The following is a 16,599-nucleotide window of genomic DNA, read 5'->3' as shown; positions in this document are numbered from 1 at the left end:
TTTCTAAAAGCCCGCAAGCCGCTCGTCCCTGAACGGTCGGGCCAGTAATTCTTCAACTGCGCTGGAGACGGCAACGCCTCCATTAAGAATTTCGTCAACCGCACAGCAAATCGGCATTTCGATATTGAATTTTTCTGCGAGGCGGCAAATGGCAGAGGCGGTGTAAACACCTTCGGTCACGGCAGTGCGCTGTTGTAATATCTCGCCAAGGATATCGCCCTGGCCGAGGGCAGCCCCGAGGGAAAAGTTTCGGGAGGCGGGGGAGCTGCAGGTCAATACCAGGTCGCCAAGGCCGGAGAGCCCCATCAGTGTTTCGGCGCGCGCGCCCAGCTTTTCACCCAGCCGCAATATTTCCGCCATGCCGCGCGTGATCAGGGCGGCGCGGGCATTTTCACCGAGCTTGCCGCCGGAGACGACGCCACAGGCAATGGCCAGCACATTCTTCACTGCCCCGCCGATCTGGGCGCCAACAATATCATCGGTAAGATAGGGTCGAAAAGTCGGCAGGCCGATTGCCTTGACCAGGTTTTCGCCGATCTCTCTGTCACTGATCGCAAGGGTGGCTGCAGCGGGTAGCCCAACCGCAATTTCCTTTGCGAAATTGGGCCCGGACAGGATCGCGAGAGGATTGTCGGGGGTTACATCCTGTATCACCTCGCTCATCAGGCGTCCGCTGTCCTGCTCAATCCCCTTGGCGCACATGACTAGGACTGTCTCGCGCGCCAGCGACGGCTTGAGCTGTGTCAGGATTCCACGGACCTGTTGGGCCGGTACGACCAGCAGGAGGATATCCGCATCCCCGGTCCGGGCGAGATCGCTAGTTGCCACTATACCGGGCGTAAGCGGGACATTTTCAAGATACTTCCGGTTGGTTTTTTCCCGATTGAGCGCATCTGCATGGTCTGGGTGCCGCGTCCAGAGCTGCACATCATTGCCGCCCTTCCTGGCGACTATCGCCAACGCCGTACCCCACGCGCCCGCGCCAATAACACTTACCTTAGTCATCTACCCAGCATGTCCTGACATGTCAGCATTCAAGATAGGGATTGATTAACATGAACCGCACGCAACAAGAAGTGCTGAATAGCGGTCTTTGGCCGAAGCCTGCCATTGTCAACTGGACGGCTCGCCCGCGATCTCGATGACCTCAACGCCTGCATCCGTTCCGATGAGGACTATATCGGCGAAACCGATAAACAGGCCGTGCTCGACTACGCCCGGCATCGTACTGAGGGTCAGGGCCAGATCTTCTGGCTCGTCAATTTTTCCAAAATCGCAATCATAGATGTAGTTGCCTTCATCCGTAGTGAAGGGAGTGCCGTCTTTTGCGAGGCGGAGTGTTGGGGTCGAGCCGAGCGCTTCGAGCCGTGGTTGCAATGCGGGCGCGGCAAAGCGGATCACCTCTACCGGCAACTTGAAAGCGCCGAGTTGTGCGACTTTCTTTTTGGCTTCGGCGATCACAACCATCCTGTCTGAGAGGGAGGCGACAATCTTCTCCCTAAGATGCGCACCGCCGCCACCCTTGATCAGGCGTCCTTGCGGATCCACTTCATCGGTGCCGTCAATTGTGAGATCAATGACGTTTACCTCGTCAAGACCAACGACAGGAATACCAAGGCTACGCGCCTGAGCGGTTGTTGCTTCCGAAGTCGGTACGCCAGTGATCTTCAAACCCTTTGCAACCATTGCGCCCACGAGGTCGACCATCTTTGCCGCGCAGGATCCTGTGCCGAGGCCGACGACCATGCCATCCTTGATATATTCAACGGCTTTTTCTGCGGCGGCCTGTTTCTGTTCGTCTTCAGTCATTCTAAAATTCCAGTTTTGTGTTTTAGGCTTTATAGCCTGCAAAGGGTGCGGGTTCTGCATCGGGATCCAGCGGCCATCGGGCGCGGGCCATGAGGTCCAGACCATCCGTAAATCCGGCTTTCAAACGCTCGATACCCGCCCAGGCAATCATCGCGCCGTTATCGGTGCAAAGTCTCGGCGGGGGTACTTTCAACTGTATGCCCTTGTCATGTGCGAGCCGTTCCAACGCGCCTTTCAAATATTGATTGGCGGCAACCCCGCCCGCGACGACCAGCGTCCCGCCATTGCCGTGATCCTCAACGAAGAGGTCAAGAGCCTTGGCTACGCGATCCATCAGGCTTTCCACAGCAGCCTTCTGAAAGCTGGCGGCGAGATCGGCGATATCCGTTTCGCCCGCCTCTTCCCCCAGTTTTTCGCGTGCCTGTCGAACCGCCGTCTTAAGTCCGGAGAAGGAAAAATTACATCCTTCACGTCCTTTCATGGGCCGGGGAAAGTCGAATCGATCTGGATTTCCAGATGCCGCAGCCTTTTCAACAGCCGGGCCGCCGGGGAAACCAAGTCCCAGCATCTTCGCGGTTTTATCAAAGGCCTCACCGACCGCATCGTCAATGGTAGTGCCGAGGCGACGGTATTGTCCCACGCCTTCGACCACCAGCACTTGCGAATGCCCGCCGGAAACCAGTAAAAGGAGATAGGGAAACGCGACATCGTCCGTAAGCCGCGCTGTCAACGCATGGCCCTCCAGGTGATTGACACCGATCAGCGGCACGCCAGCGACCGAGGCGATTGCCTTTGCCGTCATCAGCCCGACAAGAACGCCGCCAATAAGGCCCGGCCCGGCCGTTGCGGCCACGGCGGACAGGTCTGAATAGGACACCCCGGCCTCCGTCATTGCCTGATCGACCAACCTGTCCATTTCCGTTACATGAGCGCGCGCAGCAATTTCTGGCACAACGCCGCCAAAGGGGGCATGGGCGTCGTTCTGCGACAGCACGACATTAGAGAGAATTTCCTTCTCCCCTGTCACGACCGCGGCCGCTGTTTCGTCGCAGCTGCTCTCCAGCCCGAGGACGATGACTTGTTTGTTTGGCATTTGTTATCTATTACAAGGCGGTGCAAAATTGCATATGGCTCTAACATCTGACGGAATATCCCGCAACATGACCTTTGTCAAAAAATACAGGATTGGAACCCGGGGAAGCCCTCTTGCACTCGCGCAGGCCGAGGAGACACGCACGCGGCTTTTAGAGGCGCACAAGGACGCCCTTGATCCGGCGCAGCTGGAGATCGTAGTCATCAAGACGACGGGGGATCAGATTCAGGATCGCGCGCTCAGGGAAGTCGGGGGCAAAGGATTATTCGTTAAAGAGATCGAAGAAGCTTTGCTCGCAAACAAGATAGATTTCGCCGTGCATTCCATGAAAGACATGGAGACGCGGCTGCCAGCAGGCCTTGTTATTGATTGCATCCTGCCACGTGAAGATGCGCGTGACGCTTTTATTTCCGCGACCGGTAGGAGCCTCGCCGAGTTGCCGGCGGGAGCGCTCGTTGGCACATCCAGCCTTCGCCGTCAGGCGCAGGTTCTTAACCGGCGCCCCGACCTTCGGGTGGGTATTTTCCGCGGCAGCGTCCAGACGCGACTTCGCAAGCTTGCGGAAGGTCAGGCAGAGGCCACCATGCTGGCGCTGGCAGGTCTCAAGCGGCTTGGCAACGAGAGCGTCATCACGGAACTTCTCAATGTGGAAGATATGTTGCCTGCCGTGGCACAAGGTGCGATCGGGATTGAACGTCGGGAGACGGCTGAGGAGGTGGCCACTTTGCTCGCGCCGATCAATGATTCGGTCAGTCGGTCCCGAATTTACTGTGAACGCGCCATGCTGGAGGTGCTTGACGGTTCCTGTCACACGCCTATTGCAGGCTATGCGGAACTTGTAGACGGGAACAGTCTTTATTTACAGGCAAGCCTCCTTGCGGAGGATGGCTCTATCCGGCTGGATGCCAGCGGGCGGGGAGATATCGCTGATGCCGTTAGACTTGGCCAGGATATTGGCCATAATCTAAAGAATCAGGCAAAGGGTGCCAATTTGTCTTTTGGGTTGTAAACTGAACTGTAATGAAAATACTGATTACCAGACCCGAACCGGACGGCAGCCGTCTAGCCCGCATTTTGAAGAAAATGGAGCACGAAACACGCCTTGCGCCGATGATGCATATCGAAAACCTACGCGGAAAGCAGGTGGATATCACCGGCGCTCAGGCGCTCCTGGTGACAAGCGCAAATGGCGCACGGGCATTGGGTCGGGCTTTGAAGCCCCGGGATATAAAGGTTTTTGCCGTTGGTGCCGCGACGGCCGAAGCGGTTCGCCATGAGGGCTTTAAAGATGTTCACGCCGCGGGTGGGGAGGTCAACTCACTTGCCGCCAAGGTGATCGCTGAATGTCTGCCGGAAAACGGCCGGCTTATTCATGTTGCCGGTTCCGAAGTTGCCGGGGATCTAGCCGGGATGCTTTCGGAAAAGGGGTTTCAGTGCGCGCGCGTCGTCCTATATGAAGCATTGCCTGTAACGTCTTTGGACGGAGAGGTTGTGAGGGAATTAAAAAGTGGCGTCATTTCGGCTGTGCTTTTCTATTCCCCGCGTACAGCGGCGATTTTTGTCGACCTGGTAACGACGGCGGGTCTCACGCCGTATATGAAAGAGATAACGGCTTACTGTTTAAGTCAGGCCGTTGCCGACAAACTTGAACCACTGTCATTTGCGGGTATCCATGTTGCGGCGGAGCCCGATCAGGAAAACCTGCTTGCCTTGCTTGCGGCTGTCAGCCAAGCTAGGACTCAGGAAAATACTGCCGATATGCCAAGGGAGCGAAACATGTCCGATAAAAAGTCTGGCAAGACCGAGGATGAAGGCAAAGCTGCTGTACCCTCTGCCGGTACGGATAGGAAAAAGACCGGGGACGCACAAGCGGACAATAAGGATACTGCGCGAACGGAATCCCCTGTAACACCAGAACCTGCGGCGCCGAAATCCCGCGCCGGACTTGTGTTTCTGCTGTTGATCGTTGTGTTTTGTCTTGGTCTTGCAGCATGGCCCCTTCTTTATCCGAAGTTGGAGCCCTATCTGCCGACTGAAACGGCGGCAATTATTTCCGGTCAGTTTGGAAAGTCGTCCGGCTCGGATATGTCAGATGCGACGGCCGCGATTGAGGCGATCCGGGACAATCTGAAATCGGACTATGCTTCCCTGTCAGAGCGGGTCTCCAAGATTGAAAATTCAGCTCCGGTGGTGAATACAAGCCCTGGGGTAGATGACGGCAAGCTAACGGCGCTATCGGGGTCATTAAAGGAAGAGCTTAGCGGGCTATCCAGTGAGCTTGCAGAACAACAGAAAAAGCTTTCCGCCGCGCTGGAAGAGCTTAACCAGCAAAAGGAAAACCTCGGAAAGCTTGAAAATGCTGATCCGGTTGTCGCTGATCCGAGTCCGGAAATACAGAGCGAGATCGTCGACCTCAAGACAGCGCTGCTGGATATAAAAAGGCAGATTACCAGCCTTGAAACGACAATCACGAGTGATCGGGAGGCAGTTAAATCACAGGCGGCGCAGCTGTCCTCGCTTGAGGGCACGCTGAAGGCGGAGATCGCAAGCAAATCGGAAGGGGAGGCGGAAAACCAGCGCACCCTGATGCTGCTTGCCATCAGCCAGCTTCAGCGGGAAACCCGCGGAAACGAACCGTTTGAAAATGGCCTGAAGCAGGTGGCCGCTGTTGCCGATGATAAGTTCAACGGGCTAATCGAAAAGCTGCAGCCGATTGCCCCGGTTGGCGCGCCGACGCTGGCGAGCTTGCAAAAGGATTTCACTGTAATTGCTTCAGATATCAGCCAGTCGGCACGGCTTCCGTCGGAGGAGACCTGGTACGGAGAAGCACTTCACCGTATTGCATCTGCCGTCAAGTTCCGGCGGGTCGATGATATGGAGGGGAATGACGTGGATGCGGTGGTCGCTCGGGCGGAGCAGGACCTTGCTGAGAACGATCTCGATAACGCCGTTGCGGAAATTGAAAAGCTTTCGGGCGCCCCGGCAGAGGTGGCGGCGTCCTGGCTCGACAAGGCCAAAACCCGCCTGACGGTCGAACAATCCATTGCCGGATTGCTGCAGGAGGCAACCACGACGGCCATTTCCCAGCCAACGTCCAACTAGAGGGGCCGACATGATACGCACAATCTTTGTCTTCGCCCTGATTGTTCTGATAGCGATCGCAGCGGTCTGGCTCTCGGATTATCCGGGAGATGTCCGCCTGACCTGGGGCGGTTATGTCGTCGAGACTTCAGTCGTCGTCGTCGGGGCGGCGGTGCTTGTTTTTGCCGTGCTGGTCGCGCTCTTTTACCGCTTCTGGGTTTGGTTGAAGCATGGTCCCGGGCGGATAGGCGCTGTTTTTTCGGAACGCCGCCGCAACAAGGGGCTCGAGGCGATCTCAAGCGGTATGGTCGCCATTGCGGCCGGGGATGCGGTTGAAGCCCGTCGTCAGGCAGTCGCTGCGGAAAAGCATCTTTCGGGGGAACCCATGACGCTTTTGCTCGCAGCGCAGGCCGCTGAGCTAAATGACGATAATCGTGCGGCGAGCATATATTATGATCGGATGATGTCGCGTCAGGATACAGAGTTCCTGGGCCTGCGCGGACTGATAAATCGGGCGATTAAGGAGGGCGACGTTGAAAAAGCGCGAAGCCTTGCCAAAAGAGCGGATGAGTTGCGTCCTGGCACGGACTGGGTGACAAAGGAACTCTATGAGCTCTCCTTGAAACTCCGCGATTGGGAAGGGGCAGAGAGTGCGCTCACACGGCTTGCCCGAGGGAAAGCTGCAAAAGGGGAGGCAGTCCGCCGCGCCAGAACCGTGATTACCTATCAGCAGGCCCTTACGGCGGTAAAAGAAAAACGCGAGTCGGATGCCTTGTCCCTTGCACAGCAGGCCCATGAGATCGACCCGTCTTTCGTCCCCGCCGCCGTGCTTGATGTGAAACTGACGGCCGAACAGGGATCAACACGCAAATTGCATAAGCTGATCGGGGAGACCTGGAAAAATGCGCCACACCGTGATTTGGCGGAAGCAATTCGCAACACGGTCTCCGGTGAACAGCCCTCCGACTGGTTCCGTCGCGCAAAGGAGACTGTGGCACCGCATAATCCTGATCATGTCGAAACACACCTAATGCTGGCCAAGGCGGCGCTGGCGTCCAACGACTGGGGCCCGGCGCGCGAGCATCTGATGAGGGCGGGAGGAGATAATCCTTCTGCAAGTATTTTGCGGATGCTGGCGGAGTTGGAGGAAAAAGCCAATGCCGATGCATTTGCTGCGCGTGAATGGATCGTCAAAAGCTCGGTCGCGCCGCAGGATCCACTATGGATTTGCAACGCCTGCGGCAGGCAGGAAGAAAAATGGCACGCCCATTGCCCGGCCTGCGACAGCTTTGACAGTTTCTCTTGGCGGACAGCAGATCGCGGGCCCCATAATCCGGACGTGATCGAGGCGGAGATCGTCCGCGAGATCAGCACGGGCAGCTAATTGCGGGACATGTGAGAATAGCCGCACGAAACGCTTGCTCTTCTTTTCGGGACAGACTATATGTTGCCGAAATTCACGATGTGCCGCTGTAGCTCAGTTGGTAGAGCACCGCATTCGTAATGCGTAGGTCGGGTGTTCGAGTCACCCCAGCGGCACCATTCTTTTCAGTTTTCGATCCAATTTGTTACCTTCCGACGCTGAGTCTTTGTATCAGGGTCGCCGCAGGTCCTCTCAAGAAATTTTAACGACGTACCCATTTGCTCGGCAAGAGTAGGCGGTTGTTGATGCAGCCAATCCTGTTCTTCTCGAAAGAACTTGAACTTGGCGCAATGCTCAGGCAGGTTGGTATTCACTTCTGAATAACTGACGAGAAGCCCAATGCCATCCCATGCAAAACACGCTGTCACCCCGTTTTTTGAAGCGCAGATGGAAGCTGTCTTCGAGGCCATGGCAGATGGTGTTTGGGTATGTGACGCCACTCCTAAACTGCTCTGGATCAATTCGGCGTGCGAAGAACTAAATGACATCCGGCGGGAGGAAGTCTGCGGGAAGACCGTGGAGGAGCTGTTAGGCCAGGGGAACTTCGACACTGATGTTACCCATCGCGTCTTGAATAGCAAGAAACCTGTGGCGATTATTCAGAAAGTAAAATCCGGTCGAACCCTTTTGGTCAATGGTGTTCCGGTGTTCGATGAGAAGGGGGACGTTTCTCTTGTTGTCGGGAGCGAGCGAGACCTGACCGAGCTCAATCTTTTGCGCATTGAACTTGAGGAAAAGGAGAAACTGCATTCTCGCATGCAGTCAGAACTGCTGGCGATGAAACTCCGGGACCTTAAAATGAAGGAGATCGTAGCGGTCAGTGAGGCCATGGAGCAGGTCATGGATACTGTTTTCCGTGTTGCTGACTTCGATACGACTGTTTTGTTGAGTGGCGCTTCCGGTACGGGGAAAAGTATGATTGCCCGTGTCATCCACGAAGGATCTTCGCGGCGGGATCAGGCGTTTCTCTCCCTAAATTGTGGCGCGATTCCGTCGTCACTGATGGAAGCAGAGCTTTTTGGATATAAGGGGGGTGCATTCACTGGCGCGCTCGCAGAAGGCAAAATCGGCCTGATTCAGGCGGCCCATAACGGCACTCTTTTTCTCGATGAGATCGATGCGTTCCCACTGGAGATGCAGGTAAAGCTCCTTACCTTTCTTGATACTCAGGGCTTTATCCCTGTCGGAGATACACGGGTCAAACAAGTGAATGTTCGTCTGATTGCCGCTACCAATAAGAACCTGAAGGAAAAGGTGGTGGCCGGTGAATTTCGCGAAGACCTGTGGTTCAGGCTAAATGTAGTGCCAGTCCGGCTGCCTACATTAGGTGAGCGGCGACAGGACCTGCCAAATTTGATCCGGCAGTTTATCCAGTCCCTTTCCGAGCGATATGGAGTACGAAAGCAATTGGACCCTGAGGCGATGGCTCTCCTTAACCGGTATGCATTTCCGGGAAATGTTCGGGAGCTGGATAATATACTGGAGCATGCCTTCGTTATGAGCGGAACAGAAGACGTGCTGACCGCCCTCCATTTACCAGAAGCAGTCCGTTTGCAGGCTGTACCGCCACGGCAGTTTGGATATGACGGGATGACATTAGATGCTGCCGTAAGTGAAATAGAGTATCTGTTCTTGAAGCGGGCCTGCAAGCAACACCGCCGGCAAGTGGATATTGCGGCGGAAATCGGGGTGTCGCAGCCGACGGTAGCCAGGCTGTTGAAAAAACATGGGCTGAGGCCCGGCGGAAACATTCAAAAGTGAATAAAAAGCAAAAATTATTCAATATAGAATAATTCAGGCTATGCTAAAATTCCATAAACAATTGTTTTAATTAGATTATTTCAAACTCCGAAACTGGCATTAACCTTGCTTCTTACTTAGATCAGCGGAAGAGCTAATGAAAAACCTGAACCGCGTCGCAAGGAGGTAAAAATGAAATCATTGATGAAAGTGGTGCTGGCCGTGACTATGGTCATGGCGGCGTCACTGACCAGCCCCCTCTCACAAGCGGAGGCAAAGACGAACACGGCAACCTATGCCATGTATGGCGATATAAAGGATTGGGATCCTTCAATCGCCTTTTCCCTGGAAGTTATGATGCTTGCCAATGTCTACGAACCACTTCTCTGGTACAATCCGCCGGAAAGCGAAGAGCAGTTTTCTCCTGCACTTGCGACCAGCTGGTCTGTCAGCGACGATGGCCTTACATGGACATTCAAGCTTCGCGAAGGTGTAAAATTCCATGATGGGGAGCCGTTTAACGCCGCCGCTGCGAAAGCGTCGATTGAACGGACCAAATCCATGAAAAAGGGCGCGTGGTACATCTGGGCATCTGTAGACTCGATCGAGGCCCCTGACGACACGACGCTGGTCATAAAGACCAAGAAACCACAACCGATTGACCTGATTGCCTCTTCCCAATATGGCGCCTACATGTTTTCACCAAAGGCCGCAGAAAAAGGCACCGACTGGTTTAATGAGGGAAACGCGGCGGGAACGGGCCCCTACAAGTTGCGTCAATGGGTAAAGGACCAACAGGTTGTTCTGGAGAAAAACCCGGAATTTCACGGTGGATGGAAAGAAGGAAACTTTGACCGGATTATCCTGAAAGTCGTGACCGAAAATGCAACACAGGTACAAATGCTGAAGAGTGGTGAAGCGGATTTCATCTCGCTGGTGCCGGCCGATATCGTCGACAGCTTGAATAAGGAAGAAGGAATCAGCGCATATACTGTTCCGTCTTGGAAAAACTCTCAGTTCCTGATCAACACCCAGAAAGCGCCAACCAACAACAAGAAATTTCGACAGGCACTTACCCATATCTGGGATTACGATACAGTGGTGAATGATATTCTTGCGGGCCATGCAGAAGTAGCCCGTGGTGCCGTACCCGCCACGATGTGGGGCCACAACGCCAATATCGAGCCACCGGCGTTTGATCTTGAACTCGCCAAAAAGCTGATAGAAGACTCCGGCGTACCCGAAGATCAGCGCAAAATAACGATTGCCTATATCGGTACTTCAGAAGCCTATAAAAACTCGGCCCTCCTGTTTCAGGAGAATGCACGTCAGGTTGGCGTGGAGGTTGAACTGCTGCCGGGTGAATGGGGGGTGATCTGGGATCGGGCAAAGAACCTGGAGACGGCGCCCAACTTGCAGTCTATGACATGGTGGCCAACGTACCCGACGCCAAATGACTGGTTGATCGGCCTTTTCCGAACCGAAGATAAAGCCCTGTTCAATCTTTCGCATTATTCCAATCCGGAATATGACAAAGTACTGGACGCTGGCGTTGAACTGGAAGGGTCCGATCGGGATGCTGCCATCAAGAAGTATCATGAAGCCCAGCAGATTCTGATAGATGACGCCGTCGCGATTTTCTATGCGGATATAATGACGCGTATTGCCCGCCAGTCAAACCTGGAAGGCCTTGAGGCAAATCCGGCTTATGCCGCTGTCTTCTTCCACAAAGTCACGCGCAAATAGGCGAAAGGTTAATATCCCGGCATGATCAAATATGTGGCTCAGCGTCTGGCGTTGATGATTGTAATACTCGCAGGAGTAATGGTCGTCACCTTCGCGCTGAGCCGCGTCTTGCCGGGATCACCCATAGAAATGATGCTGGGCCACCGGCCCACACAGGAGCAGATCGATCTTGCCAGGGCCAAGCTTCATGTCGACGAGCCTATCTATACCCAGTTCAGCTATTATGTCGCCGACATGGTGCGCGGAGACTTCGGAGAAAGCCTGAGAACTGGCCGCCCGGTACTGGAAGATGTACTGGAGCGTATGACCGCAACGTTTGAAGTCACCACGCTGGCCGTAATCCTCGTTGTCCTGGTTGGCGTGCCTTTGGGCGTTCTTTCTGCGGTCAAGCAGAATCATCTGGTCGATCATGGGGCCCGAAGTTTCTCGATTGCCGGTATGGCCCTGCCGGTATTTCTGATCGGCATGATGCTGCAAATGCTTTTCTATGGCGAGCTTTCATGGCTGCCCCTGCAAGGTCGGATGAATAGTGAGATTCTTCTGGATTACGAATTTCCCCGGGTAACCGGTCTGTATCTGATTGATACCCTGTTGGCAGGCCAGTGGCTCGCCTTTAAAAGTGCCGCCGCGCATCTGGTGCTTCCCGTTCTTACGCTCAGTATTGCCTCCCTTGCTGTGGTTACACGAATTACCCGCAACACCATGGTGGAGGTACTTGCTCAGGATTATATCCTTACCCTAAAGGCCTATGGCATGAGAAAAAGACGGATCTATTTCCTCTATGCGCTAAAAGCCACGCTAATCCCCATGCTGACTGTTATCGGGTTGACTTATGGCTTCATGCTCGGCGGATCTGTCGTCGTGGAGTATGTGTTCGATTGGCCCGGCCTTGGAGGTTACGTTGTCGGGGCCATTACCAAGAACGATTTCCCCGCAGTAATGGGAGTAACACTCTTTCTCTCGACCATATATCTGTCCGTCAATCTGGTGATTGACCTTCTGTACTATCTCGTTGATCCGCGATTGAGGGCGACATGAGCAGTCTTGACGGATTTCAGGCAAACCCCGCTCTCCAACCGAGTTGGACACGCCGCATTTCCCATTTTGCGTCAACAAACACTCTGTTGTTCGTCGGCGGAGGAATTTTTCTTCTGATTATTCTGGCGGCGCTATTCGCTCCCTGGATCGTACCGTTCGAGCCCAACAAGATAGATTTCAGCCACAAACTGCTCGCTCCTAGTCTCGAGCACCTGATGGGAACGGACGCACTGGGGCGGGATATATTTTCCAGGGTTGTTTATGGCGCGCAAACTTCCCTGATTATCGGCATTACTGTACTGGCGATTTCGATGGCTATCGGGGTGCCCATTGGTTTGGCGGCGGGATACTTTGGCGGCAAGGTCGATATGCTGCTAATGCGTATTTCCGATATTTTCCTTGCCTTTCCACCCCTGTTGCTACCGATAGCGATTACGGCAGCCCTAGGAGCCGGCCTCTTCAATGCGATGCTTGCTCTCGCGATTTCATGGTTTCCCTGGTACGCACGCATTGTTCGCGGCTCGGTAATGGCGATCCGCAAGGAACTTTATATTGATGCCGCAAGGGCAATGGGTGTCGGTTCACTCCGTATTATGTTCCGTCATGCCCTTCCCAACTCCTGGACGCCCGCCATTGTGCAGGGATCTATGGATTTCGGGTATACCATTCTTGCAGCTGCCTCCTTGAGTTTTATCGGCATAGGCGCCAAACCGCCAACCATAGAGTGGGGTCTCATGGTCGCGCTCTCTCGCTCAAAATTCCTCGATTACTGGTGGACGGCAGCATTTCCGGGCCTCGCTATTTTTGTGACGGTTCTTGCGGTCAATCTGCTGGGAGATGGCATTCGCGATATGCTCGATCCGAAATACAGGAGCGGGCGATGAGTGACAAAGTGCTGGAGATCAGAAACCTGAATGTCACTTTCCCGTCTCTCGAGCGGAATGTACATGCGATACGAAATTGTACGTTGCATGTAAACCGGGGTGAAATTCTGGGACTGGTCGGGGAATCTGGTAGCGGCAAATCCGTAACCAGCATGGCAGCTCTCGGGCTGCTCGGTTCGTCAGCGCGTGTGAAAGGCAATATACGTGTTGTCGGCCGTGAGATAATTGACCGGAGTGAGGCGGAGCTCCAGGAAATTCGGGGCCGTAAGGTCGCGATGATATTTCAAAATCCGTTTACGGCGCTCAACCCATTCTTCCAGGTGGGCAGACAGGTAATGGATGCCTTGCTCAATAGCCATTTCATGTCGAAAGAGGAAGCCAGGAAACGGGTGTTTCAGGCCTTTAAGGACGTTCGCCTTCCTGATCCCGAGATTGCCTTCAATAGATATCCCCATCAAATGTCGGGCGGCCAGCTTCAACGGGTAATGATTGCGATGGCTCTGGTCTGTGAACCGGAGTTGCTGATTGCGGATGAGCCGACGACTGCACTCGACGTCACTGTTCAGGCTCAGATTATCCTGTTGCTGAGGGAACTGGTGGCGAAGAAAAACTTGAGCATCCTCTTTATCACCCATGACCTCGGGGTCGTTGCCGCCCTTTGTGACCGGGTCGCCGTCATGTATGCGGGCATGGTTGTCGAAAGTGGGCCTGTTGTGGATGTATTGGCTACTCCCTCGCATCCTTATACTTCAGCTCTGATGAAAACTGTGCCTGCGCTTGGACAGACAAAAGACGACCTAAGCTATATTCCAGGTCAGGTACCAGATATGTCTGTTCCGATAATCGGCTGCGCTTTCGCGGAACGTTGCACAAAGGTCAGTGAGGTTTGCCATAAGCAGGCGCCGCCGCGGCGGGCCGTGCTTACCGATCAATTTTCTTTCTGCCATAATGCCAGCGGTCCGGTCGCTCTTGATGAAATCGTCGCGGGAGGCCGGTTATGAATGCACTGCTTTCGGTAAAAAACCTGCAGAAAGTCTATCCGACAAAAGTCGGGATGATCAAGGCGGTGGATGATGTTTCATTTGATGTCGCTGCCGGCGAGACAGTTGCGCTCGTTGGGGAAAGTGGTTGCGGCAAAAGCAGTATTGCTCTTTCCCTACTCCAGCTCATTTCGTCGGACGGTGGGACAGTGCATTTTGATGGAACCGATTTCACGTCGTTGAGCGATCAACAGAGGCAGCAGTTTCGAAAGAAACTCAGCATCGTTTTCCAGAATCCCTTTTCTTCTCTCAACCCGAAGATGCGTGTTCGCGATATTGTTGGCGAGCCTTTAAAAACGGTGTTCGGTCTGAAAGGCTCGAAACTGGAGGAACGGGTCGCACAGCATTTGCGTGACGTTGGTCTCGGTCGGGAGCATCTGAAACGCTATCCACATGAGTTTTCGGGTGGACAGCGCCAGCGAATTGCGATTGCCCGGGCGCTCGCCCTGGAACCAAGAATGCTTATTCTTGATGAACCGACTGCGGCGCTTGATGTGTCTGTGCAGGCCCAGGTGCTGAACCTTCTGAAAGAGCTGCAGGCGAAGCATGGCCTCAGCTTTCTTTTCATTTCCCATAACCTTGCGACGGTGAACTACATCGCTGATCGAGTCATGGTGATGTATCTTGGACGTATTGTTGAAAGCGGGCCTGTTCACTCCATATTTTCCAGTCCGGCGCACCCCTATACACAGGCACTTCTGGCATCTATTCCGTCGCTGGATCCTTTAAAGAAAAATCAGCTCGTCGCGTTAAGCGGTGAGGTTCCAAGTCCCCTCAGCCTGCCTGCCGGATGCGCGTTTGCGAATCGTTGTCCCTACGCGAGCGACCTTTGCCGGACATTACGACCAGATTTATTATCAAAAAGCGAGGCTTGGGCCGTTGCCTGCCATCACCCGATCCAAGGAGAAGAAGATTAATGACGACTTTTGCTATTGCGGGAATCCAGATGGATGCGCCATTCGGTGACAATCTTGGCTTGATGGGCAGGGAAATTGGGATCGCCGTGGCCCGTTTTCCCTGGGTCGAGATGATTATGTTTGGGGAACTCTGTGCTTTCGGACCAGACCTGCAGGCCGCCCAACCGATGCCGGGGCCGGCAGAAGAGTATTTTTGTTCCCTTGCCCGAAAACACGGTATCTGGCTTATCCCGGGATCGTTCTATGAAGTTCATGAAGGCCAGATCCACAACACTTCGCCTGTTATCAATCCAGCAGGTGAAGTGGTTACGAGGCACCGCAAAATTTACCCTTTCCAGCCTTACGAGCAAGGCGTGACCGGTGGACTTGAACATACAGTATTCGATGTCCCCGAAGTCGGGCGGTTCGGGCTTTCCATCTGTTATGACAGCTGGTTTCCGGAAACGTCCAGGGCGCTGGCTTCGCTCGGCGCGGAAGTAATCCTGCATCCAACCCTGACAAATACCATTGACCGCGATTTTGAACTTTCGGTCAGCCGTGCAACAGCTGGAATTAATCAGCTTTATTTTGTCGATATAAATAATACCGGCAGGCTGGGATATGGTCGATCTGCCATTTTCAGTCCCGAAGGGGATGTTCTTCACCAGGCCGGAAGAGGAGCGGAAATCATTCCGGTTTTTCTAGATTTCGATCTCGTGCGTCGAACCCGAGAAGAGGGAATAAAAGGCTTGGGTCAACCGCTGAAAAGCTTCAGGGACTCAAAGATTGCTTTTCCGCAATATGACCCCAAAGGGCGGTCATATTTCCAGACCAAGCTTGGTCCTTTAAAGAAACTGGAGCGGCCCGAACGAGTAAGCGCACCCCCCGTAAGCATCAAGTCAGTGTAGCGCGCAGCGGTCCTGTCGCATCCAGTTCAAATAGACAGCGGAAGGGAATACGTTTCCTACCCCATCCGCTCTGAGGCATAGCTGCCGGGGCTTGCCGGAAACACAACCGTCTTGTTGCCGTTAATGAATACCCGCCGGTGGATATGCGCATGGATGGCGCGTGAAAGAACCTGGCTTTCCACGTCGCGACCAAGACTGACATAATCTGCTGGACTCTGGGCATGGCTGACGCGGATCGTGTCCTGCTCGATAATCGGGCCCTCATCGAGATCCGCGGTTACATAGTGAGAGGTGGCGCCGATCAGCTTTACCCCTCTTTCGAAGGCCTGCTTGTAAGGGTTCGCCCCTTTAAAGCTTGGCAGGAAGGAATGGTGAATGTTGATGATCCGGCCTGACATTTTCTGGCACATTTCATCCGAAAGAACCTGCATGTAGCGCGCAAGGACAATAAGCTCCGCCCCCGTTTCCTCAACAATTGCCATCTGACGGGCTTCGGCCTCTTTCTTGTTCTCCTTCGTCACCTTGATATGATGGAAGGGGATATCGTGGTTCACGACAACCTTCTGATAGTCGAAATGATTGGATATCACCGCGACAATCTCGATTGGCAGCGCGCCGATCCGCCAGCGATACAGAAGATCGTTGAGGCAATGTCCAAAGCGGGACACCATGATAACGACTTTCATCTTCTCCGATTCATCATGGAAACTGAACTCCATGCCGAGACGTTCACCAATTTCCGCAAATCCCTCTGATAATGTAGCGAGGTCCTTGCCTTCTTCACTCTGGAAGCTGATCCGCATAAAGAAATTGCCGGTTTCCTGATCATCAAACTGGGCGCTGTCAGTAATATTGCAGCCATTTGCCGCAAGAAAGGCAGAAATGGCGGCGACAATTCCTCGCGTGGATTTACATTTTACGGTGAGCGCAAAAGTCTGCAT

14 protein-coding genes and 1 tRNA gene are annotated in these 16,599 nt (G+C 54.1%); 11 read left to right on the top strand and 4 right to left on the bottom strand.

The features are described 5' to 3' along the window. Window positions 1-3: 3 nt before the first annotated feature. The 3 genes from J0X12_RS03355 to tsaD form a co-directional block, all read right to left on the bottom strand. Window positions 4-1,005 (bottom strand): NAD(P)H-dependent glycerol-3-phosphate dehydrogenase, encoded by a 1,002-nt coding sequence (locus J0X12_RS03355; RefSeq protein ID WP_207042240.1) that lies wholly within the window; start codon window positions 1,003-1,005, stop codon window positions 4-6. 108 nt (window positions 1,006-1,113) lie between these two features. After that, window positions 1,114-1,809, bottom strand: coding sequence for a ribose-5-phosphate isomerase RpiA (gene rpiA, locus J0X12_RS03350; RefSeq protein WP_207042237.1), 696 nt, complete (start codon window positions 1,807-1,809; stop codon window positions 1,114-1,116). A 22-nt stretch (window positions 1,810-1,831) separates the two neighbouring features. After that, window positions 1,832-2,902: a tRNA (adenosine(37)-N6)-threonylcarbamoyltransferase complex transferase subunit TsaD gene (tsaD, locus tag J0X12_RS03345; protein WP_207042230.1), complete on the bottom strand. Its 1,071-nt coding sequence runs from the start codon at window positions 2,900-2,902 to the stop codon at window positions 1,832-1,834. A gap of 67 nt (window positions 2,903-2,969) precedes the next feature. Between tsaD and hemC the strand changes: the two genes are divergently transcribed. The 11 genes from hemC to J0X12_RS03290 all read left to right on the top strand — a co-directional run bounded on the left by hemC (window position 2,970) and on the right by J0X12_RS03290 (window position 15,658). Continuing rightward, complete coding sequence (gene hemC / locus J0X12_RS03340) at window positions 2,970-3,911, top strand: hydroxymethylbilane synthase (RefSeq protein WP_207042228.1); 942 nt, start codon at window positions 2,970-2,972, stop codon at window positions 3,909-3,911. Window positions 3,912-3,922: 11 nt separating this feature from the next. After that, a complete protein-coding gene (locus J0X12_RS03335; protein WP_207042226.1) occupies window positions 3,923-6,004 on the top strand; it encodes a uroporphyrinogen-III synthase in 2,082 nt (693 codons plus the stop codon). Between the two features lie 10 nt (window positions 6,005-6,014). After that, window positions 6,015-7,367, top strand: a complete 1,353-nt coding sequence (locus tag J0X12_RS03330) for a heme biosynthesis protein HemY (RefSeq protein WP_207042224.1) — start codon at window positions 6,015-6,017, stop codon at window positions 7,365-7,367. 82 nt (window positions 7,368-7,449) lie between these two features. Continuing rightward, window positions 7,450-7,525, top strand: a tRNA-Thr gene (locus J0X12_RS03325). Window positions 7,526-7,745: 220 nt separating this feature from the next. After that, entirely contained in the window at window positions 7,746-9,167 is a 1,422-nt protein-coding gene (locus tag J0X12_RS03320; protein ID WP_207042222.1) for a sigma-54 interaction domain-containing protein, read from the top strand. Between the two features lie 171 nt (window positions 9,168-9,338). Beyond that, window positions 9,339-10,892, top strand: coding sequence for an ABC transporter substrate-binding protein (locus J0X12_RS03315; protein ID WP_207042220.1), 1,554 nt, complete (start codon window positions 9,339-9,341; stop codon window positions 10,890-10,892). Between the two features lie 21 nt (window positions 10,893-10,913). Continuing rightward, window positions 10,914-11,930 carry an ABC transporter permease gene (locus J0X12_RS03310; RefSeq protein ID WP_207042218.1) on the top strand — a complete coding sequence of 339 codons (1,017 nt, stop codon included), beginning with the start codon at window positions 10,914-10,916 and terminating at the stop codon, window positions 11,928-11,930. Continuing rightward, entirely contained in the window at window positions 11,927-12,814 is an 888-nt protein-coding gene (locus J0X12_RS03305) for an ABC transporter permease (RefSeq protein ID WP_207042216.1), read from the top strand. Before J0X12_RS03310 ends, J0X12_RS03305 begins: the two co-directional genes overlap by 4 nt. After that, window positions 12,811-13,815, top strand: a complete 1,005-nt coding sequence (locus J0X12_RS03300) for an ABC transporter ATP-binding protein (RefSeq protein WP_207042215.1) — start codon at window positions 12,811-12,813, stop codon at window positions 13,813-13,815. The genes J0X12_RS03305 and J0X12_RS03300 overlap by 4 nt, the downstream gene beginning before the upstream one ends. Next, a complete protein-coding gene (locus J0X12_RS03295) occupies window positions 13,812-14,771 on the top strand; it encodes an ABC transporter ATP-binding protein (RefSeq protein ID WP_207042213.1) in 960 nt (319 codons plus the stop codon). The genes J0X12_RS03300 and J0X12_RS03295 overlap by 4 nt, the downstream gene beginning before the upstream one ends. Next, window positions 14,771-15,658, top strand: a complete 888-nt coding sequence (locus J0X12_RS03290; protein ID WP_207042203.1) for a carbon-nitrogen hydrolase family protein — start codon at window positions 14,771-14,773, stop codon at window positions 15,656-15,658. The genes J0X12_RS03295 and J0X12_RS03290 overlap by 1 nt, the downstream gene beginning before the upstream one ends. Window positions 15,659-15,714: 56 nt before the next feature. On the opposite strand, the gene purU is transcribed toward J0X12_RS03290, so the two are convergent. Continuing rightward, window positions 15,715-16,599 (bottom strand): formyltetrahydrofolate deformylase, encoded by an 885-nt coding sequence (gene purU, locus J0X12_RS03285; RefSeq protein ID WP_207042201.1) that lies wholly within the window; start codon window positions 16,597-16,599, stop codon window positions 15,715-15,717.

It is taken from the genome of Sneathiella sedimenti (assembly GCF_017313765.1).
Lineage (GTDB): Bacteria > Pseudomonadota > Alphaproteobacteria > Sneathiellales > Sneathiellaceae > Sneathiella > Sneathiella sedimenti.
This window is presented reverse-complemented; position numbering and strand designations above follow the sequence as displayed.